The 20,388-nt window shown below is 49.1% G+C and carries 19 protein-coding genes; 4 read left to right on the forward strand and 15 right to left on the reverse strand.

Annotation, left to right across the window (positions count from 1 at the left end; all coding sequences use genetic code 11):
• The first annotated feature begins 453 nt into the window (after positions 1-453).
• The gene (locus tag FT643_RS00810) at positions 454-2,094 is read left to right on the forward strand and encodes an electron transfer flavoprotein-ubiquinone oxidoreductase (protein ID WP_156868790.1); all 1,641 of its coding nucleotides are present in this window, start codon (positions 454-456) and stop codon (positions 2,092-2,094) included.
• A gap of 157 nt (positions 2,095-2,251) precedes the next feature.
• Here the strand turns inward: FT643_RS00810 and FT643_RS00815 are convergent, their stop codons facing one another.
• The 4 genes from FT643_RS00815 to FT643_RS00830 form a co-directional block, all read right to left on the reverse strand.
• A complete protein-coding gene (locus tag FT643_RS00815) occupies positions 2,252-2,815 on the reverse strand; it encodes a DUF1285 domain-containing protein (RefSeq protein ID WP_156868791.1) in 564 nt (187 codons plus the stop codon).
• A 68-nt stretch (positions 2,816-2,883) separates the two neighbouring features.
• Positions 2,884-5,319 carry a response regulator gene (locus FT643_RS00820; protein ID WP_156868792.1) on the reverse strand — a complete coding sequence of 812 codons (2,436 nt, stop codon included), beginning with the start codon at positions 5,317-5,319 and terminating at the stop codon, positions 2,884-2,886.
• Between the two features lie 184 nt (positions 5,320-5,503).
• Positions 5,504-6,142, reverse strand: coding sequence for a DUF4823 domain-containing protein (locus FT643_RS00825; protein ID WP_198043228.1), 639 nt, complete (start codon positions 6,140-6,142; stop codon positions 5,504-5,506).
• A 158-nt stretch (positions 6,143-6,300) separates the two neighbouring features.
• Positions 6,301-6,942, reverse strand: a complete 642-nt coding sequence (locus tag FT643_RS00830) for a TetR/AcrR family transcriptional regulator (RefSeq protein WP_411267793.1) — start codon at positions 6,940-6,942, stop codon at positions 6,301-6,303.
• A gap of 232 nt (positions 6,943-7,174) precedes the next feature.
• On the opposite strand from FT643_RS00830, the gene FT643_RS00835 reads away from it, so the two are divergent.
• The 3 genes from FT643_RS00835 (at position 7,175) to FT643_RS00845 (ending at position 10,322) form a co-directional block, all read left to right on the forward strand.
• Positions 7,175-8,296 carry an aminotransferase class V-fold PLP-dependent enzyme gene (locus tag FT643_RS00835; RefSeq protein WP_156868795.1) on the forward strand — a complete coding sequence of 374 codons (1,122 nt, stop codon included), beginning with the start codon at positions 7,175-7,177 and terminating at the stop codon, positions 8,294-8,296.
• Between the two features lie 45 nt (positions 8,297-8,341).
• Entirely contained in the window at positions 8,342-9,247 is a 906-nt protein-coding gene (locus FT643_RS00840; RefSeq protein WP_156868796.1) for a hypothetical protein, read from the forward strand.
• 475 nt (positions 9,248-9,722) lie between these two features.
• Positions 9,723-10,322 carry a PDC sensor domain-containing protein gene (locus FT643_RS00845; protein ID WP_156868797.1) on the forward strand — a complete coding sequence of 200 codons (600 nt, stop codon included), beginning with the start codon at positions 9,723-9,725 and terminating at the stop codon, positions 10,320-10,322.
• 2 nt (positions 10,323-10,324) lie between these two features.
• Here the strand turns inward: FT643_RS00845 and FT643_RS00850 are convergent, their stop codons facing one another.
• The 11 genes from FT643_RS00850 to fabD all read right to left on the reverse strand — a co-directional run bounded on the left by FT643_RS00850 (position 10,325) and on the right by fabD (position 20,344).
• Positions 10,325-11,863: a DNA recombination protein RmuC gene (locus FT643_RS00850; protein WP_198043229.1), complete on the reverse strand. Its 1,539-nt coding sequence runs from the start codon at positions 11,861-11,863 to the stop codon at positions 10,325-10,327.
• A gap of 30 nt (positions 11,864-11,893) precedes the next feature.
• Positions 11,894-12,676: a TatD family hydrolase gene (locus tag FT643_RS00855; RefSeq protein WP_156868798.1), complete on the reverse strand. Its 783-nt coding sequence runs from the start codon at positions 12,674-12,676 to the stop codon at positions 11,894-11,896.
• A gap of 91 nt (positions 12,677-12,767) precedes the next feature.
• Positions 12,768-13,115 carry a PilZ domain-containing protein gene (locus tag FT643_RS00860; RefSeq protein ID WP_156868799.1) on the reverse strand — a complete coding sequence of 116 codons (348 nt, stop codon included), beginning with the start codon at positions 13,113-13,115 and terminating at the stop codon, positions 12,768-12,770.
• 76 nt (positions 13,116-13,191) lie between these two features.
• Complete coding sequence (locus tag FT643_RS00865; protein WP_156868800.1) at positions 13,192-14,199, reverse strand: DNA polymerase III subunit delta'; 1,008 nt, start codon at positions 14,197-14,199, stop codon at positions 13,192-13,194.
• An 11-nt stretch (positions 14,200-14,210) separates the two neighbouring features.
• A complete protein-coding gene (tmk, locus tag FT643_RS00870) occupies positions 14,211-14,858 on the reverse strand; it encodes a dTMP kinase (RefSeq protein WP_156868801.1) in 648 nt (215 codons plus the stop codon).
• Positions 14,855-15,913: an endolytic transglycosylase MltG gene (mltG, locus tag FT643_RS00875; protein ID WP_317621901.1), complete on the reverse strand. Its 1,059-nt coding sequence runs from the start codon at positions 15,911-15,913 to the stop codon at positions 14,855-14,857. The genes tmk and mltG overlap by 4 nt, the downstream gene beginning before the upstream one ends.
• Positions 15,904-16,746 carry an aminodeoxychorismate lyase gene (gene pabC / locus FT643_RS00880; protein ID WP_198043230.1) on the reverse strand — a complete coding sequence of 281 codons (843 nt, stop codon included), beginning with the start codon at positions 16,744-16,746 and terminating at the stop codon, positions 15,904-15,906. Before pabC ends, mltG begins: the two co-directional genes overlap by 10 nt.
• Positions 16,739-17,977: a beta-ketoacyl-ACP synthase II gene (gene fabF / locus FT643_RS00885; RefSeq protein ID WP_317621926.1), complete on the reverse strand. Its 1,239-nt coding sequence runs from the start codon at positions 17,975-17,977 to the stop codon at positions 16,739-16,741. The genes pabC and fabF overlap by 8 nt, the downstream gene beginning before the upstream one ends.
• Positions 17,978-18,190: 213 nt before the next feature.
• Complete coding sequence (gene acpP / locus FT643_RS00890) at positions 18,191-18,427, reverse strand: acyl carrier protein (protein WP_156868802.1); 237 nt, start codon at positions 18,425-18,427, stop codon at positions 18,191-18,193.
• A gap of 134 nt (positions 18,428-18,561) precedes the next feature.
• Positions 18,562-19,302 carry a 3-oxoacyl-ACP reductase FabG gene (gene fabG / locus FT643_RS00895; RefSeq protein WP_156868803.1) on the reverse strand — a complete coding sequence of 247 codons (741 nt, stop codon included), beginning with the start codon at positions 19,300-19,302 and terminating at the stop codon, positions 18,562-18,564.
• A gap of 100 nt (positions 19,303-19,402) precedes the next feature.
• Positions 19,403-20,344 (reverse strand): ACP S-malonyltransferase, encoded by a 942-nt coding sequence (fabD, locus tag FT643_RS00900; RefSeq protein WP_156868804.1) that lies wholly within the window; start codon positions 20,342-20,344, stop codon positions 19,403-19,405.
• Between the last annotated feature and the right edge of the window lie 44 nt (positions 20,345-20,388).

Consider the following 20,388-nt stretch of genomic DNA (forward strand, 5'->3'; position numbering starts at 1 on the left):
TACAAGAGGCATGCCAAGTCCACCACAAAGGTCAATGAAACCTCCACCCCTTGCCGGCACGCTAATGGCTGCAGCACCAATAGGCTTCCGATATAGCCGAGCGCAGACATTCAACCGCTACCGTGAAACCGACTCGAACCGGCTCCGCCACCCCGTCAAACCTAGTCAATCTGCCTCACTACCCAACCCCAATTCACTGCGATTCAAGCAGATCCCTAATGGCCCTCGGCGACCAGGGTATCCCGCTGTGCAATCCAATTAGACCGGGGGTACTACCAAATGAAACATTCTATTGCCGCCAATTCGTTGGTTTTGTTTCACTTCTCCCATATAATACGCCCGTTTTAATTAGTGGGACCCAGTCTGTTTTTAACAGCGGGTAAATCTTTTTCGGCCACCGATTGCGGCCACCCACTTTCTGTTCATCCATAGGCTTGCCAGAGGAGACACGCTATGGAACGTGAATCGATGGAATACGACGTAGTCATCGTTGGTGCGGGGCCCGCAGGACTTTCGACTGCATGTAAACTGAAGCAAATTTCCGAAGACATCACCGTTTGTGTGGTAGAAAAAGGCTCTGAAGTTGGAGCCCATATCCTGTCCGGCGCAGTCATCGAACCACGCGCTATGAACGAACTGTTTCCTAACTGGAAAGAACTGGGCGCGCCCTTGAACGTTCCGGTGAAAGGCGACGAAGTTCACTTTCTGACAAGCGACACCAAAGGATCTAAAGTCCCTCATTTCGGCATTCCTAAACCCATGCACAACGATGGCAACTACATTGTCAGCCTGGGGAACGTCTGTCGCTGGCTGGCAGAACAAGCAGAAGGATTGGGGGTAGAAATCTATCCCGGCTTCTCCGCAGCCGAGGTGCTGTTTCACGAGGATGGCCGTGTAAAAGGGGTAGCCACGGGTGATATGGGTGTCTCGCATAGCGGTGAGCACAAACCCAGTTACCAACCCGGTTTCGAACTTCACGCCAAATACACTGTTTTCTCTGAAGGTTGTCGAGGCAATCTTGGCAAGCAGTTGATCAAGCATTTCAAACTGGATGAAGGAAAGGATCCACAGCATTACGGCATCGGTATCAAAGAGTTGTGGGATATCGACCCTGCAAAACATCAGGAAGGCATGGTCATACACGGCGCTGGCTGGCCGCTCACAGAAAATGGTGCCACCGGCGGGTTTTTCCTATACCACACCGAAAATAACCAAGTGGTTGCCGGCCTGATTACCGATCTGAATTACGACAATCCGTATCTTAGCCCGTTCGATGAATTTCAGCGTCTCAAGCATCACCCGCTGTTTAAAGATACATTGGAAGGCGGTAAGCGTATTTCCTACGGTGCCCGTGCCGTCATCAAAGGCGGCCTGCATTCCTTGCCTAAAATGACCTTTCCGGGCGGCCTCTTGATTGGATGTGATGCCGGCACACTGAATTTCAGTAAAATCAAGGGCACGCACACGGCCATGAAAAGTGGCATGATCGCCGCAGAAACACTGGCAGAAGCACTGAAACAAGAAACACCGCCAGCAGAAGTAACGGCATACACCACTGCATTTGAAAATTCCTGGGTTTATGACGAGCTGTTTAAAAGCCGCAACTTTGGAGCCGCAATGCATAAATTCGGCACGTTTATTGGCGCTGCGTTCAACTTCATTGACCAGAACATTTTTAACGGTAAGTTGCCTGTTAACCTGCACGATATGACACCGGATTACGCGTGTACTCAGCCGGCGGCAAATTTCTCACCCATTAGCTATCCGAAGCCTGACGGAAAACTCAGTTTTGACAAATTGAGCTCCGTTTTCCTGTCCAATACCAACCACGAAGAAGATCAACCCTGCCATTTGCAGCTAAAAGATCCGAGTATTCCCATTGATGTGAACCTGCCCAAGTACGCCGAGCCAGCTCAGCGATATTGCCCGGCAGGCGTGTACGAAGTGGTGGACAACGCAGACGGCAGTAAACGCTTTCAGATCAATGCGCAGAACTGCGTGCATTGCAAAACCTGCGACATTAAAGACCCGTCGCAGAATATCAATTGGGTGACACCGGAAGGCACAGGCGGTCCGAATTACCCGAATATGTAAGCGATCAAAAACTAAATCATCGCCTGATCAACCAGAACAACGTTACAGGTGACAAAAAAGGGAGCCGATGATATATCGACTCCCTTTTTTAATGATGTTGACCGGTCTTTTCACCGTCAACCCGATGGGTTTCGTTTTTAACCGACCTGCTTTGGCTCTAAAACTTTCCAAGACTAAAGCGCGATCCAAGGCTTGTCACATACAATTCATTGGTGTCGCCCTGTTCCACATCGGCCTGGTCCACCAACTGATAAAACACATTGCGGGAAATCAGCGCTTCCAGGTTTCGGCGTACGGTTATCAACGGAGTAGGTTCCTCGGTCACCGAATCGATCACCACCCGTATCGGGTTATCCGGCCCGGCGACCACCCAATCGCCGACGTTGGTCTCGAACACCAAAGCAGGCTCTCTGCTTTGATCATCAACCTTCTTCTGCACCGAAATGGCAATAAATGGCGCTACTTCAACAACAATACGATACTTTTCTACCGGGGTGACGAGAAAGTACTCGTCGTCTTCCCGCAACAATATAGTCGAAAACAATTTCACCATTGCACTGCGTTTAATTTCAGAACCCAGATAATACCACCGACCGTCCCGCGCAATACGCATATCAAGATCTCCGGAAAAGTCCGGATTCCATTTTTCTATTGGCGGTAAGCGTTTGCTTTTCCCTTCGATCTGTTCAGCGATTGTGTTCAGAGTAGTTGAATCCATCATGGCCTTTTTGAAGATTTACCTCTCGCTAATGTGCCTGGCTTGTTTATTGACTGGTATGAATTGTGACATTAACTGCGCAGCCATCGTTCCAGAATTTGTTTTAATTCTTCGGTTCTGAAGGGTTTGGCTACGTAGTCGTCCATGCCTGCCTTTATACATTGATCACGATCTCCCGCTAATGCATGGGCCGTCATCGCGATGATCGGCGTTCTTGCGCGGGTCGACAAACGCTTCTCTTCCTGACGAATTCGACGGGTAGCTTGATAACCATCCAAAACCGGCATCTGACAGTCCATAAATATAAGGTCAAATTGTTCCCCGTTCAGCATTTCAAGAGCAGCGGCCCCATTCTCTGCCACCTGGACTGAATAGCCCAATTTTTCCAGCCGCCCCCGAGCTACCTGCTGGTTAACCGCATTGTCTTCCACGACCAGCAGCTTATAGGAACCAAAAGGCAACAGATTAACCGGTTTCACCGCCGGGTCTATTTTGCTCATTACACAATCGGAGTTTACTTCGAACAAAGTATCCTTCAACCGCTTATAACGAAGCGGTTTCATTATAAAGCTGTGTTGGATTCTTTCTTCTGCTGTGAGCTGACCGCGTTGCTGCGCGGTACCGGCAATTGCAATTTGGCGATGTGAAAACCGATTCAGTAACAGCGAACAACTCAGAGTGGCTGCGACCATTTCAACTCCCGCACTCAGACTCATTATCACCCCATTATATTCAGCGGGGCTGTCTTCGAGTTCAACCACAAGGCTCTCCAGATCAGCCACCGACCGGGCTGTAATATTGAGCGTTGCCAGGTAAGTCGCAAAACTGGATTGCATTGCCCTGTCGGGCTCAAGAATCAGAAAGTGCTTTGTTTCGGGAAGCCTGTTTTGGTCTGGCTGTCCCACTTCCGCCAAGGTAAAGAATACTTCAAACCAGAATGTACTCCCCTTGCCATACTCACTTTCGACTCCGATTGTGCCATCCATCAGCCGCGTTAGCTGCTTACATAAAGCAAGCCCCAGACCGGTACCGCCAAATTCCCGAGTGGTCGATGTATCTGCCTGAGAAAATTTTTCAAATATAAGATCCCGTACTTCCTCTTTGATTCCGATCCCTGTATCGCAGACCGTGAAACGGAATTTTTTACGCTCGCCAAAATCGCCGGTTTGTGAAATCCCAACGCGAATGTGTCCTCTGGAAGTAAACTTGATTGAGTTGCCCACCAGATTCACTATTAACTGTTTAAATCGAATCGGATCGCCCACCACATTCAACGGTGTGCCAGGCTCCCAATCCAGCGCCAGCTCCAGCCCGTTTGACTGCGCGGATTCTGCCAGTATCGCAAAGACCTCTTCTATAGACTGACGCAGATCAAAACGGATGCTCTCCAGAACCAGCTTGCCCTGCTCAATTTTCGATAGGTCCAAAACATTATTAATCAGGTCTAACAATACGTGTCCCGACTCATAGGCGACGCCCAGATATTCCTTCTGCTCTTCAGACAGTTCAGTTTCGTTGAGTAATGACAGCATACCCAGAACACCATTCATAGGTGTACGCAACTCATGGCTCATATTGGCAAGAAAATGCGCCTTGGACGAGGCACTGGCTTCCGCCAAACGTTTGTTCTCTTCTGAAATACGGATGGCCCGGTTGGCCTGCTGCAAAGCTCGAACTGTCTGCTCCAGACTTTCATTTGCGGTTCGTAATTCCCGCGTTCTATCCTGCACATCCACTTCCAGCTTCAGATGCTGTTTACTCAGCTCGGCATCCCGTTCACCGATCTCCTTCAACATTTGGTTGAACGTATGAGACAACTCACCCAACTCATCACCCGGGATTTTTTCAACCCGGACCGCATAGTTTCCCTGGTCCCGAACCGCGTGTATCGCTTCGAGAAGGTTATCAATTGGCTCCGTCACCACTGACACCATACGTCTCACCATTAACCAGGCGACGCTCAATGCAAAAAGAAACACCAGTGCGACAAACCAACTTGAATTACTTTGGGCGCTCGATGCGTTTTGTAACGACAGCCGAACGAACAATCCACCCTGACGCTCAGCAGACAAGGGAATACTCTGAATGACCAGAACACCTTTCCGGGAGAAAACCACCGAATGCTTATCAGACCCTGGCCACTGCAATCGGCCACCGTACAAATAACTATAATCGGAATCTTCTAAGTGGGTATTGGAGGTGCTGTATCGAGCGAAAACTTCACGTCCCGGACCGAACAGAACCGCTTCTTTAACCGCGGGGTCAGATTGGTATGCCGAAAGCAAACGCGCAGCTTCAACCTGGTCTTCGCGTTGCAATGCAGGTGCAAGGCTGAGCGCCATGATTTCTGTCTGCTTGCGTAACCCGGACACAATCTGTTCACGATCATCGTTACGCTGGGAAACAACCAGAATCGCCAGCGCACAAAGCAACGCGGCGAACACGACAACCATATTGATCGACACCAACTTACCTGCGATCGAAAGCCGGTCAAAAAAGCGCTTCATCCGAAGCCTCCGAGCCTAATCCTTCTACCCCAGTCTCACTGTTTGCAACTGCCTAGGCCAGCTACAAATCTACTCCCTGATACCCTGCCTTGAGACATTGAATTAACACGCCCAGCGCGTGTCAGTTGATCTATTGACTGCGGATGTTATCAGCAATCAGTGTACAATGCATACCCATGAATGCTCAGTTCGGCACCAGTTTCGAGACAATTAACTGGTTTAATAAGCCCAGTTCTTTCAAATTGTCTTTGTAGAGGTACGAGGAAGCGCCTCTTCTGGATCGAGCGGAAATCGTATCTAACTGCCGTCGAGATAACACATCGTAGATGGCAATCATCACGCCCATTTCATCATTGGATGAGTTCTCATTGCTATCGCTGTCGCAGTTTTTCGTGGCCTGTGGCTCATTCTTGCAGTTACGGCTGCCTATTGGCTCAATATCCGGCCATTTCGTGATTCGGGGATACAATAAAATCTGCGCATTATTGTCGAGCGCCTGATTGAGTGAATGACTCAGACTTTGCGGGGTGTCAGACACACTGACCTCAATAAAGTATCGGCTAATCTGGTTGGCCAGCGCGTCACGCTGAAGCCTGTTCAGGTCTGCAGACTCCGCCACCGACATCCCTCCCGGTGCATACCCGATGTGAATTCGGTAGCGGCTGGCCAGCGTCGTTTGATGTTTACGGATCACATCACGGCTACCCACAGGTGAATAGGCACCAAACAGATCGGTAGAGGATTTGGCTACATGCGAATCAGAACTACAGGCAACCACAGCGCAAAAAGCGCTGCCAAGAATCAGTAAACGAATAAATTTCAATTGGACTCGACCTTTCAGATGCATTCTGAACGGTAAGTATAGTTAAGGTCTAAAGGGTGTGGGCGATAGCAATCGGGGTGCTTGCAATAAAAATTAAAAGAGCTGCCAAGTGCAGCCCTTTTTACCGGTAGGCCTGATCAAACAACCCGGATAACGGTCTACTCGTTATTACTCTTATTCTTTGTTCGTTTATTTCCCATACGAATACCAATATCGCCCAGAAAGCTGAAGAAGCCCTCCTTGTCATCAATAAACTCCTGGTAAAACTTGGAATGATGGATAGCCACCGCTCCGTGCACCAACGCCCAGGCGGCGAAGATATGGTAGTAGGTTGGCACATCTTCCAAGGTGCCGTCATCAATCTTGGCTTTGATCGACTCCGCAAGCTGATCCAGATTTTTTGCGCGGATTTCGTGTAAGGTCGCCACCAGCTCCGGGCTCGAAGTCCGGTTCGTTAATTTATGCTCCAGACGATGAAAAAGTGCATATTTATCCGGTTGTTTCATACGAAACGAAAAATAATCCTTCGCCAAACGGGCGCGATCTTTGGTATCACCTTCTTTAAGCCGGTCGAACATTGCGGCCAGCTCTTCTTCATAGCGAATCATTAATCTCAGGTAGATTTCATCCTTGGTTTCGAAATGTTTATAAATGGTCCCTTTGCCAATGCCTACCGCATCCGCAATCATTTCGACGGTAACCTTATCCTCGCCATTAGCAATGAAAAGCTCCTGCGCCCGCACTAAAATTTCCTCTTCCCTTTTCCTAAATTCCTGCGCCTTTAGGCTAGCTTTGTGCAAATCAGACATTTACCTCTCCATTCACCGGATTTTTGCTGCGCAATTATGCGCAATTTACGCGGGGTTTCCTATTGCTGGCAGACAATTTGTTTAGCTAAAAAACGGGTTTACCGAGCAGGATCAACCACTTATACGGCAATTAGATTGCCGCGTAAATCATGACCTTTGAGTCATCATATCAGACACTATAGACTATGGCCTAAATTGTTAAATGAACCGGATTGAGCACCAAATGCCGAATATTAAGGACCAATTTCCCCAGGATCCCGCCATCACCTATCTCAATCACGCTGCCGTTTCACCTTGGCCCCGCTGTACGGCTGACGCTGTCACCCAATTTTCCAAAGAAAACGTATTCCGGGGCGCCACTGATTATCCTGGCTGGCTAAAAACAGAAGCCAACTTACGCCAACAGCTGGCGCGCCTGATTGGAGCGCCTTCCACACATAATATCGCATTACAGAAAAATACATCGGAAGGTTTATCTGTCATTGCCTATGGGCTTGAGTGGCAGGCTGGTGACCAAGTTGTTATCAGCGACCAGGAGTTTCCGAGCAACCGAATCGTGTGGGAATCCCTACAACAATTCGGGGTGAAGATCGTTGAAGTAGACATTTCCGTCCCGGATCCCGAGGCGTCCATCATCAAGCACCTGACCCCTAAAGTACGCTTGCTATCCATTAGCTCCGTGCAATACGGCACCGGACTGGTGCTGGACCTTGATCGCCTGGGTCAGGCGTGTGCCACCCGGGATACTCTATTCTGTGTCGATGCGATCCAAAGCCTCGGCGCCCTGCCCTTCGATGTCACGGATTGTAAGGCGGATTTTGTCGTCGCCGACGGCCATAAATGGATGATGGGGCCGGAAGGCGTTGCATTACTTTATCTAAGCGACCGGGTTCTGAACTCACTAAAGCTGAATCAATACGGCTGGCATATGGTTCAGGATCGCGGTAACTACGACGTTAAAACCTGGCAGAGTGCGATTGATGCCACGCGCTACGAATGCGGTAGCCCTAATATGCTGGGCGCAGTAGCGCTCAGCAGCAGTATCGGTTTGTTGCTTGATATAGGGCTGGATCAGGTGCACAGTGAGTTGATGGCACGAATGGACCACCTTGAACGGCGTTTGCAAGAGATTACTGCCATTGACATCATCACCGATACCAGCCGATCGTTACGCTCAGGTATTCTTACCTTTAGACATAGCCAAATTGAATCCCTGGCGTTACAGAAACAGCTTCAATCGGCTGGAGTTATCTGCGCCTACCGGGGTGGTGGCATCCGTTTTTCGCCTCACTTTTACACCCCACTGGACCAATTGGACAAAGCAGTAGACTTGATTCCGCGTTGAATATAGAAATCAGGAAAATCAGCCGTCGATTAGAAGAGTATCACTATGGCCCTTTTTAAACCCTTTATTGAATTCGTGCTGGAGCGGCTGACCAAAGTTCAGGACAGCGGGGAGCACGGCCTGAGCGATTTTGAACGCGTCCGCAATGAAATCAAACCCTGTGACGTGCTTTTAATCGAAGGCACCAGCCGGTCTGACCGGGTGATACAGAAAGCGACGCAATCATCCTGGAGCCATGCTGTTCTTTATATCGGTCGATTACTGGATATTCCTGACCCCGATTTAAAAACGATAATCAGTCATTTTTTTGAAGGAGATGCCGACACGCCACTCATTATCGAATCCAGGTTGGGGGAAGGCATTGTTGTGAAACCATTGCACTACTATGAGCATGAACACGTTCGTATATGCCGGCCCAAAAGCCTGAATCGAAAAGATACTGCCCAGGTCATCCGTTTCGCTATTAATCGCCTGGGGGCCCACAGAGGCGGTGGCTATATGCTTGATCTGATCCGCTTCTATTTACCCTGGAGCCTATTGCCGCTGAACTGGCGCACAAAAGTGCTGGGGCAGTGGGCTGGACGCCACACTAAAAATGTAAGTGCGGCGTTTATTGCGGAGTGTTTCGGATTTATTCAGTTTCCGGTTTATCCTCTGGTAAAAATCAACGGAGACCAGGGTATAAGATTACTGCGACGCCATCCCAAATTGTGTATGCCCAATGAAATCGACCAATCTCCCAATTTCGAGATCATCAAATACCCTTTTATCGATTTTAAAATCTATGAGAACGAACGTTTGATTCCATGGAAGGGCAGCGGCATCTATTCCGGCGTCGATCAGGAGCCGGCATTAACGTTCGATAGCAAACCCACACACCTGAACCATGTGGATCCAAAACAACTCGGCGACCAAACTAAAATCACACCGATCAACACCAAATCGGACTGACAATTCAGTCGTCAGCAGGCATGGCCCCTACTTATGCCGAATGGGCAGAACTTACGTCTTTTTAATGTCTAAAGAGTTTAACCATTTACTGGATGTTTCAGGTTGTTACGCAATACTTACCATTACTGATGTTGCTCACTTTCCCCCAAACGTGAGAGATAGCATTGGTTGGGTCACCTAGTGTGGTCCAGGTACCGTGGATCGTGTACCGCATATTTAACTCCTATTGGTCTTAACCCGACTCCCCCCCAGGGGTCGGGTTTTTTTTTACCTGGAGTGCCCGAGCGTTTGTTTCCGTCCCCTGCATCCAATCACTGCGCATACCCCGATCTGAATACCACTTGGCAATAGAACAAGATACCCTGCTATTTGGCACAAACTAGGCAGAATTCAGTTTTGCGGATATAGTGAATAATGAAATGATCAAGCACTGCTCTAAATGTAAGTTGGCACTTTTCCCAGAGAGAGAAAAACATTGAAAGGCCGGTTTCACCTGAAAAATATTCTGGCAATAGCTGCAACTGTTGCCGCGCCGATGTCAAAAGCAGAGAATGCAAAAACAGAAAATGATCAAGCCTGGACTTGCCTTACGGAACAAGTTGTCGAATTGGGGCGGGACACGGACCTTTTAGCCGCGGTTAATAATTACAATAGCAACCCACCTGACCCGATCCAGCTGGATAAAATATGGCCTACCCTGGATAAAAGCACGGAGATCATCGAAAATTTAACTCAAACGCCAGCGGCCCGATCTATGCGGGAATGGATTAACGCTATTTCGATTCAAGGGGAAGGTCTGCTTATCGGTAAGAATGGAGGTTTAGTTGCTTCGACTGATAAAACCTCAGACTTTTGGCAGGGGGACGAAGCGCAGTTTCTGCAAGCGATCACACTGCCTGAATCACAGGTGCATATTCAGAGGGAAATGTTAGACGAGAGCACTAACATGATGCTTCTGAAAGTATCAGCACCTATCTATAACCCGCGTTCAAACCACGCAATAGGCGTCCTGGTCATCGGCTTTGACCAGTTTGTGATTGACTTCAATCAGCCCTGCGAACTAGATTACCATTGATCTTATTGATCCGGGCTTAGCAAATCATGCGCAGCGTTCTGCGAGCCGGGGAGTTCATCTTCTAGCTGATCTGGGGCTGCATCTTCCCGATAAGAAGCCGGCATGGTTTTCTTAGCCTTGGCACCCAACGATTCCAGCTGAGATACCCGTCTAATAAGATTCCCCTTGCCTGTTGCTATGCGTTTGCGCGCGATCTCATAGGCTTCGTTCGCTTTCGAAATTTTGTCGCCGATATCTTCCAACGATTCCAGAAACAACACAAATTGGTCATGCATGGAACCAGCACGTTGCGCTATTTCCAACGCGTTCCGATTCTGATGTTCATAACGCCAAATATTATGGATGGTTTTAAGGGTGACCAATAATGTAGACGGGCAAACCAACATAATATTCTTTTCAAACGCCGCGGAAAACAGGGCAGAGTCGACCTCAAGTGCTTTCAGAAATGCCGGTTCAATGGGTATAAACATCAACACATAATCCGGTGTATTTATTCCATATAAATCAGGGTAGTTTTTAGCACTCAGTTCTTTAATATGTTTTTTTATAGATTCAACATGAGCCTGCAAATGCCCGCTCTGCTCTTCATCCTGCACCGAGGTAAAACGTTCCCACGACGTCAGTGACACCTTCGAATCAATCACCACCTGTTTATTTTCAGGCAAATGAACGATCACATCGGGTCTCAACCTCTGACCGTTTTCATTACTGTAACTACCCTGAGTTTGGTATTCCCTGCCCTTTTGCAGCCCGGACGCTTCCAGTACCTTTTCCAGCACCATTTCACCCCAGTTACCCTGAGCCTTACTATCCCCTTTAAGCGCTTTGGTCAGATTGATGGCGTCCTCACTCATTCGGAAATTAAGCTCTTTCAGCGACACGATTTCTTGCAGCAATCCGATTCGGTCACGGGATTCTTTATCGTACACATCTTCAACTTTCTTTTTAAAATCGGAAAGCTGGTCTTTTAAGGGAGACAGAATCTCGCCCAAATTCTGCTTATTCTGCAGAGTAAACTTCTCGCTCTTGTCTTCAAATAGTTTCTGCGCAATATTCTGGAATTCATGTTTAAGCTGATCTTTCGCTTCTTGCAACAACTGAACCTTTTCTTTCGTTTCTCGCTCGGCGGCTTCCAGGCGTGCCTTTAATTCCTTCGCTTGTCCATGCTCCTGTTTCAGCTCAAGCTGCAGTTCAGCGACCTGCTTTTCCTCTGCGAATAACGCCTCCTGCAAACGCTGCTGATGTTTTAATTGCTCCTGAGCCTGGATAAAATTGCGCTCCGCAGTGGTCAATAACTGCCGGTTTACCTCAATAGTCTGCTGCGACTCTGAAACTCGCCCGTTGAGCTCATCTATTTTCTCGAGTTTTTGCGCCAACGCTTGTTCAAATAACGCCTGCGCGTGCTCAGACTCCAAACGCGACTTTTGCAACCGGCTTTTGCCTATCAATGCACCGGCAACCCAGCCCACTAACACACCCACCAGAGCCACACAGGCCAGCGTCAATTGCATTGTGGGATCTATTTTCATGAGTTCGTGCAAATCGATCATTCCCGGGGTGAGAGTAAATGGTCAGGCAGGATTTGCTTTTTGAAATAACTGAAAAAAATTATCAGTGGTGACCTGAGCAACCTCCTCAATATCAACGCCCTTTATTTCGGATATCTTTTTCGCCACCTCAAACACATACTGGGGCTCGTTCTTTTTGCCGCGATGGGGCACCGGAGCGAGCCAGGGAGAATCGGTTTCCACCAGTATCCTGTCCAGTGGCAAGGACTTTACGACCGCCCTTAATTCATCTGCATTGCGGAAAGTCACAATCCCCGAAATCGAAATCAGAAAGCCCAGATCTATGGCTCGTTTCGCCATATCCAAATCTTCAGTAAAACAATGCAGAACACCGTTGACCTGATCGCCACCAACCTGCTTAAGATAATCCAGTGTGTCTTGCTTTGCACCGCGGGTATGGATAACAAGTGGGAGTTTGGTCTCCCGCGCGGCCTGAATATGGACACGGAAGCGGTCTTGCTGCCAACTCAGATCCCCTTCTCCATAAAAATAATCAAGTCCGGTTTCACCAATCCCAATGATTTTCGGGTGATTTGACCATTGCAAAAGTTCATCTAAAGCAGGTTCACGACTGTCGCGATAGAGCGGATGAACACCCACCGTCGCAAATACCTGATGATATTGCTCAGTCAGGCTGACTACATGCGCAATATTTTCAAGATCAATACCGATACACACCACATGCTCGACGCCGCGAGTCCTGGCGGCAGCTAATGCTTGGTCCAGATCACCCTGGTATGCGGTAAGATCGAGTTTATCGAGATGACAATGGGAGTCGACCAGCATCGAGCGAAAGCCTCTTAATTCGTAAAATCAATAAGATGCAAAGTTTACACGGAAGCAGGTCCGGATTCGAGGAACGGGTACCAAAAGGCATTTACATAGTGTGAGTGGGACGATCCGATTGCAATGCGCCCGCCAGGTAGGTTTCAATTTTGGAACGAGCGGTATCATCCTGATCATTGAATTGCACGCCAATTCCAGCGGCACGATTACCCTGCGCGCCTCTGGGCGTAATCCAGACAATCTTACCTGCTACCGGGATCTTCTCGGTCTCTTCCATCAGGTTCAATAGCAAAAACACCTCTTCCCCTAATTTATACTGCTTGTTGGTGGGAATAAAAAGACCCCCGTTTTTTACAAACGGCATGTACGCCGCGTAGAGCACAGCTTTGTCTTTTATTGTGAGGGATAGGATGCCACTCCGGGAACCGCCAATTGCCATAGAATATCCACTGATTCGCTATTTACTCATGTTTATCCTGAGTTTAGCATTTAAGCAACCGGATGCCAGCATAAGGCTAACGCTTTGCGGCCTGCGACCATTTCAATAGTAATTCTTCCAGCAACAGTTGCGTATTGGGGTTAGCCTGACTGGCAATGAGACGCTTCACGTTGAGTAAATGCTCGTAGCAAAAAAACAACTGGTTTACGTTCAGTACCGCCGCCGCTGCATGCAGGTCTTGCTCCAGATCCTGATTATGAATGGGTTGCTGTGAGCCGGATACCAATCTTGCCAAATCCACCTGCCACGCCTGTAACCAGTTCAATAGTTCTTTCAACGGATATTGCATCCAGCCATCTGCCGTCCGCACCGCATCACGCTTTCCGGTAAGCACACCTAACCACTGCTGAACCACGGTCACCCTTTCCCCCAGCCACTCGCTCTGATCCAGGGACAAAGCCCTACAAGGGGCGCCTCCCGCAACATTGAGCAACTTCTCAACTTTATTGTCGTCACCTATCTGGGGTAATAACCAGCTTTTCGCCACAGAGCGATCGGGAATTCCGAATTCCATTACTTCACAGCGGGAACGTATGGTCGGTAAAACACCACTGATCTGATCCGATACCAGAATCAATAACGTGCGCTCACCGGGTTCTTCCAGTGACTTCAACAACGCGTTGGATGCGTTGGCATTCATTGACTCTGCGGGCCCCAATACCATTACGCGGTAGCCACCCAATTGAGCGGTTTTACCTACAAATTGCACCACTGCACGAATCTGATCCACTTTAATGGCCCGTCCCGGCTCCTCGGGCTCCAAAATAGCCAGATCAGGGTGGGTACCCGCCAGATTCAGCAAACAACCCTTACATTTGCCACAGGCGGTATTCGCAACCGGTTGCTGGCACAACAAATACTGCCCCAATGCCAGTGCAAACTGTCCTTTTCCTGTACCGGGCTCCCCTCGCAGCAGCAGAGCATGGGGCATCCTGCCAGCCTGTAAACGCTCGATCAAACGCAACCAGGACGCCTGTTGCCAGGGCAACGCAACCATCAGATGATTAATTTCAGCAAGGTTCATTTATGTTCTCGCTACGTTAAATCGGCTTTTAGAGTAGCCAGCACCAAATTCAGCTGTTGCTGAACCCGATCCAGCGGCTGCCCGGCATCCACTACATGATAACCTGAATGGTTTGCCGCCCGCGCCAGATAGCCCGCCCGAACACGCTCGAAAAAGGCGACATCTTCACGCTCAAACCGGTCCAGTTCACCGCGACCGCGGGCTCGTTGCAAACCTATTTCTACCGACACATCCAGCAAAATAACAGCGTCAGGTCGCAGACCGTTCTGAACCAGGTTTTCCAGCTGCGCTATGGTGTCCTGGTTCATGCTTCTACCGGCGCCCTGATACGCGTATGTGGCGTCGGTAAAACGATCACATAAAACCCATTTTCCTTGTCGTAACGCGGGCAAAATCACCTGATTCAAATGCTGCGCCCTGGCAGCAAAGACCATTAACAGTTCAGCGGTTTCATCAACAGATTCTTCCCGGGGTTGCAGCAGAAGTTCCCGTAACTGCTCCGCTAAAGGCGTTCCTCCCGGCTCACGGGTCACTATAAACTCGATCCGGTTTTCAGCCAGCCAATGCTTAATAAACTCGATATTAGTGGTTTTGCCCACGCCTTCACTGCCTTCCACAGTAATAAAGCGGCCTTTCGGCAACTTTTCAGAATTTTTCATTGGGTTGCTGATTTCCTTGGTAGTACAGGTGAAGAGCGATAGTCTGAACGACGTTGCCACTGAAACTGGCGCACGGCCTTCTGGTGTTCCTCTAAGGTTGTGGAAAACTGGTGGCTACCATCGCCTTTGGCAACAAAATACAAAGCTTTTGTAGTTGCCGGATGCAAAGCTGCTTCGATGGCAGGCAACGCCGGATTGGCAATAGGGGTCGGCGGCAAACCTTTAATACGATAGGTATTATAGGGCGTGTACGCTTTTAAATGAGCACGGGTTATATTGCCCTGGTACTCTGCGCCCAACCCGTAAATGACCGTGGGATCCGTTTGCAGCCGCATATTTTTTCGAAGCCGGTTTACGAAAACTCCGGCAATCAGGGAACGCTCTGAACTGACAGCGGTTTCCCTTTCCACTATGGACGCCATGGTCAGTGCTTCATAGGGTGAATTATAAGGTAGCGCATCCGCTTTACCGGCCCAGGAAGTTTCCAGCAACGTATTCATTCTCTGGTAGGCCCGACGCAAAATATCCAGATCGGAGTCACCGGCTTTGAAATGATAAGTATCGGGATAGAAAAGACCTTCAGGGTGACTGTATGGGGAGTTCAGTTGTTCGAGCAGCGCTTGCGTCCCTAACTGTTGGAATTCCTTCGCTAAACGAGGGTCCCCTTGCAAGGTTTCAACAAACTGGTTAAATGTATGGCCATCAATTAAGGTAACGGCATATTGAATGACGTCACCGGACTGTATTTTGTTGATGAGTTGCCTGGGCGTGGTGCCGGATGCAATATGATATTCTCCCGCCTGAACCAGATTCCCCAGATTATTAATGCGCAAATACGCCCGCAGCAATAGGGCATGCTCAATTAAACCTTCAGCCTGCCACTGCCTTGATAAACGATGAAAATTGAAACCTGAAGGGACGACTATTACGCGGTCCTGGTCCAGCTTGAGCGGCGCCTCTCCCCAATGATTCAGACAGGCTTTCCCACCAATCACAGCTAACACAGCTAATATCAACAAGACCAGAATGGATTTAGAAATTCGTTTTAAAGACACCAGTGTTCAGACACCATTTTCTGAGCAAGACGCGCTACCGGTCCTGCAGGCCAAGTATTTTCTTCGAACCGGCGTACCGGCCAGACACCATACACACTATTGCAAAAAAAGCGCTCATCTGCGAGCTTGAAATTGTCGGGGGTTAACTCACCTTCGACTGGGTTGTAACCCTGGACAGCAAACTGTTGCAGCAGCCAGTGACGCATAACACCTGCAACCCCGCACTGCTCTATTGCCGGCGTCAATACGGTCTTGTTTTTTACCACAAACACATTACTGAACACCCCCTCTACTACCTTGCCATATTGATCGAGCACCAAGCCCTCCTGGTATTCCTGGCCAGCCCATTCCTGACGCGCCAAAACCTGCTCCAAACGATTCAGATGTTTTATACCGGCTAAACGCCGATGACTCGACAAACGGGTTGCACAGGGGAACACGGAGATGCCTTCATCGTAATTTTGACTGGGATAGGCTGGCTCGGGGTGGCTGGTGAAGATCCGTGTTGGCGGTGCTGAATTTTCGCAACTATAACCACGGCCACCTGCTCCGCGGGTGACAATAATCTTCACCACGCCACACTGCTTGAAGCCGGGGTAGGATGCCAATTCTGACTCCAACAGGACTGGGTCAATTTCGATAGCAAGTCTGCGTAATCCTCGATAAAGGCGCTCCAGATGCAACGACATTAACACCGGGCCGGACCGGCTAACTCTTATGGTTTCGAATACACCATCGCCATAGGCTAGACCGCGGTCCTGCGTGGACAACCCGCCTTGTGCAGCGGGTGAACCATTGATCCAGGGGAAATCAACTTTGCTTTGTTCAGACACGTTTGAAAATTAATGATCCATTGGTACCACCAAAACCAAAGGAGTTGGACACTGCTATATCAATTTTGCGCTGCTTAGCTTCATTTGCCACATAATCAAGATCACACCCGGTATCCGGGTTTTGAAGATTGATCGTGGGGGGTGCGACCTGGTCCTGCAGCGCTTTGAGGGTAAAAATAGCCTCGATGCCACCGGCTGCGCCCAGCAAATGTCCGATCATCGATTTGGTCGAGCTCACGGATAAATCGTAAGCATGACTGCCGAAGACCGATTTTATTGCGTTTGTTTCTGCCATATCGCCAGCCAGGGTAGAAGTACCATGGGCGTTGATATAGTCCACGGCAGAGGGATCAATTCCGGCATCACCAAGAGCATTTTCCATAGAATCCGCGGCGCCGCGGCCGTTCTCGGGAGGAGCTGTTATATGGTAAGCATCGCTGCTGGCGCCGAACCCGATTAATTCTCCGTACACGGTTGCTCCGCGTTTCACAGCATGTTCGTATTCTTCAAGTACCACAATCCCGGCACCATCCGCCAACACAAATCCGTCGCGCTCTTTATCCCACGGCCGGCTGGCAGACTGCGGATCGTCATTGCGGGTAGAGAGCGCACGAGCAGCGACAAATCCCGCCATGCCAAGAGGACTGGAACCACATTCCGCTCCACCGGCGATCATAACGTCAACATCGCCGTATTTAATCATACGGGATGCATAGCCAATACAGTGGGTCGCTGAAGTGCAGGCGGTCGTGATTGCCCAGTTCGGACCGTGGAAACCAAACATGATTGATAGGTTTCCGGCAATCATGTTAATAATCGAGCCGGGCACGAGAAACGGGCTTACTTTGCGGATTCCGCCTTTATCAAGTAGCTCTTTATTTTTCTCGATAGAGCCTATGCCGCCAATACCTGCGCCAATTGCTGCCCCTATCCGCTTGCGGTTTTGGTCGGTAATTTCAATACCGGAGTCCCTGATCGCCTGGATGCTCGCAATCAGACCGTATTGTATGAACAGATCCATTTTTCTGGCATCTTTGGCGGGCAGATAATCAGTCACGTCCAGATTTTTAACCATCCCGGCAAAACGGGTCGGATAACTGGATACGTCATACGTATCTATCGGTGAAATACCGCTCTTGCCATCCAGTATCCCTTTCCATGTATCATCCACGTTATTCGCCAGGGGCGATATAGCACCCATTCCAGTGACAACCACTCTGCGACTCACGATATTGCCTCCAATATTCTCATGCTGATTTCTGCGTAGCCTATTTCCGGAACGCTAGTGTACCCTCGTTACATTATTGTTATATAGTTGAAATATCTTTCAAAAGGTTTCGTAACAAGAGATTAGCAAGATTCCACTATAACGCATTGTAAGCATTATAATTTAGCAAAAAAAAGCCGCTGAGAAATCAGCGGCTTTTTTTATCACGATACCTGCTCACATGTGGGCAGAAACGTAATCGATAGCTTCCTGAACCTTAGTGATTTTTTCGGCTTCTTCATCAGGAATTTCGGTTTCGAATTCTTCTTCCAGAGCCATTACCAGCTCAACCGTATCAAGAGAGTCTGCCCCCAGATCTTCGACGAAAGAAGAGTCGTTAGCTACTTCTTCCAATTTGACGCCAAGTTGTTCGGCAACGATCTTCTTGACGCGCTCTTCGATATTGCTACTCATTTGACTCTTATCTCCTGTGAATGATCCCTACTTCTGTAGGATATTAGTAGTTTATATAAAGCGCGATGGTAATTACAACCTGCAAAATATAACGACCAACAATCACGCCATAAAAAAACAATGCGGAAACTATATCACATATACATACCACCATTAACAGGAATTGTTGCCCCTGTTATGTAACCAGATTCTTCACCTGCGAGGAAGCTGATAGCAGCAGCGATTTCTTCCGGTTGACCCAACCGTCCGGCCGGAATCTGCCCCAACAAGGCTTCTTTTTGAGCATCAGGGAGTTCTTTCGTCATGTCGGTGTCAATAAAGCCCGGTGCAACTGCATTCACGGTGATATTACGCGATCCGATTTCCCTCGCTAACGAACGGGTAAACCCTTCCAAACCGGCCTTTGCAGCGCTGTAATTCGCCTGCCCTGCGTTACCCATCAACCCCACCACCGAACTGACGTTGATGATACGCCCCCACTTGGCTTTGGTCATTCCCCGCAGGCAGGCCTTACTCATCCTGAATACAGAGGTCAGATTGGTATCAATTACCTGTCCCCATTCGTCTTCTTTCATCCGCAACATAATATTGTCTCGAGTGATGCCGGCATTATTAACCAGCACCAAAGGCGCACCGAACTCATCTTGAATAGCCGACAGCACAGAGTCAATACTGCTGACATCGGTTACATTCAGGCAATATCCGCGCCCCTTACCACCCGCTTTCTTGATATAGTCAGTGATCTTTTCTGCACCTGACTCCGTAGTGGCCGTTCCCAGCACAATTGCGCCCTGCGATATCAGGGATTCAGCAATGGCTTTTCCTATACCGCGGCTGGCACCGGTTACTAATGCCACTTTGTCTTGTAAAGACATTCCGCTCTCCTTTACTAATGAATTTTATGTGTTTTGTTATTATTCAGACTTGCAGGGCCGAAGGCACAGGGTAATTCTGCAAGCTGAATTTTTATTGATTCTAGGCGTTCAACTGCGCCAAAGTGCTTTCAAATCCGCTTTGATCCTGCAGAGTAGACACCTTTAATTGACGGGAGATCCGCTTATTCATACCACAAAGCACCTTACCCGGGCCACACTCAACCGTGTGCGTAACACCACTGCCTACCATATTGTTTACTGATGCAACCCAAAGAACCGGGCTGTAAAGCTGTGTTGCCAGCTTTTGCCTGATCAGATCGGGATCCAACTCGATGGCAGCATCCACGTTATTAATCACCGGAATGACCGGCGCTTTAATCTCGGTATCTCTCAAGCGCGCAGACAAATCTTCACTCGCAGCCTTCATTAAATCAGAGTGGCACGGCACGCTCACTGCCAGCGGCATGGCTTTCTTGGCACCCGCCTGCTTAGCCAGATCAATGGCTCGATCAACCGCCTCCGCATGCCCAGCTATCACGACTTGCCCCGGCGCGTTAAAATTCACAGCCTGCACTACCTGCCCTTGAGCTGCCTCTGCACAAACAGCGATAGCCTTTTCATCTTCCAGGCCTATCAGTGCTGCCATTTTTCCTTGGCCATGCGGGCAAGCGTCCCGCATCAGCTCGCCACGGCGCTTGACCAAACGGACGCCCTGCTCCAGCGAAATAGATTCTGCGCACACATAAGCACTGTACTCACCGAGACTATGACCTGCCATTACTGCCGGGCGAATTGCCGATGCCTGACACCAGGCCCGCCACGCCGCCACACCCGAAACGAACATGATCGGTTGAGTGATCTCAGTTTGCGCTAACTCGGTGTCCGGACCATTTTGGATTAAAGCCCACATATCTCGGCCAAACGCGTCGGAAGCCTCATCAAAGGTTTCTTTTACAACGGGGTGCGTATCGTTCAGATCCGACATCATGCCTACGGATTGGGAGCCCTGACCGGGGAAGACAAATGCGAGTTGTTGGTTCATTGGAATCCTAAATTGAAAAGATTTTGGCTATGATAACTGGCCTA

Origin of the sequence: Ketobacter sp. MCCC 1A13808 (genome assembly GCF_009746715.1) — a bacterium.
Taxonomy (GTDB): domain Bacteria; phylum Pseudomonadota; class Gammaproteobacteria; order Pseudomonadales; family Ketobacteraceae; genus Ketobacter.

Bases quoted from the DNA above. Each gene is read 5' to 3' on its own strand.
- tmk (WP_156868801.1), bottom strand. From the start codon at position 14,858: ATGAAAAATTCTGAAAAGTTGCCGAAAGGCCGCTTTATTACTGTGGAA.
- fabG (WP_156868803.1), bottom strand. From the start codon at position 19,302: ATGTCTTTACAAGACAAAGTGGCATTAGTAACCGGTGCCAGCCGCGGT.
- FT643_RS00835 (WP_156868795.1), top strand. From the start codon at position 7,175: ATGCCGAATATTAAGGACCAATTTCCCCAGGATCCCGCCATCACCTAT.
- fabD (WP_156868804.1), bottom strand. From the start codon at position 20,344: ATGAACCAACAACTCGCATTTGTCTTCCCCGGTCAGGGCTCCCAATCC.
- FT643_RS00820 (WP_156868792.1), bottom strand. From the start codon at position 5,319: ATGAAGCGCTTTTTTGACCGGCTTTCGATCGCAGGTAAGTTGGTGTCG.
- FT643_RS00810 (WP_156868790.1), top strand. From the start codon at position 454: ATGGAACGTGAATCGATGGAATACGACGTAGTCATCGTTGGTGCGGGG.
- FT643_RS00865 (WP_156868800.1), bottom strand. From the start codon at position 14,199: ATGAACCTTGCTGAAATTAATCATCTGATGGTTGCGTTGCCCTGGCAA.
- acpP (WP_156868802.1), bottom strand. From the start codon at position 18,427: ATGAGTAGCAATATCGAAGAGCGCGTCAAGAAGATCGTTGCCGAACAA.
- FT643_RS00840 (WP_156868796.1), top strand. From the start codon at position 8,342: ATGGCCCTTTTTAAACCCTTTATTGAATTCGTGCTGGAGCGGCTGACC.
- FT643_RS00860 (WP_156868799.1), bottom strand. From the start codon at position 13,115: ATGGCAATTGGCGGTTCCCGGAGTGGCATCCTATCCCTCACAATAAAA.
- FT643_RS00855 (WP_156868798.1), bottom strand. From the start codon at position 12,676: ATGCTGGTCGACTCCCATTGTCATCTCGATAAACTCGATCTTACCGCA.
- FT643_RS00815 (WP_156868791.1), bottom strand. From the start codon at position 2,815: ATGATGGATTCAACTACTCTGAACACAATCGCTGAACAGATCGAAGGG.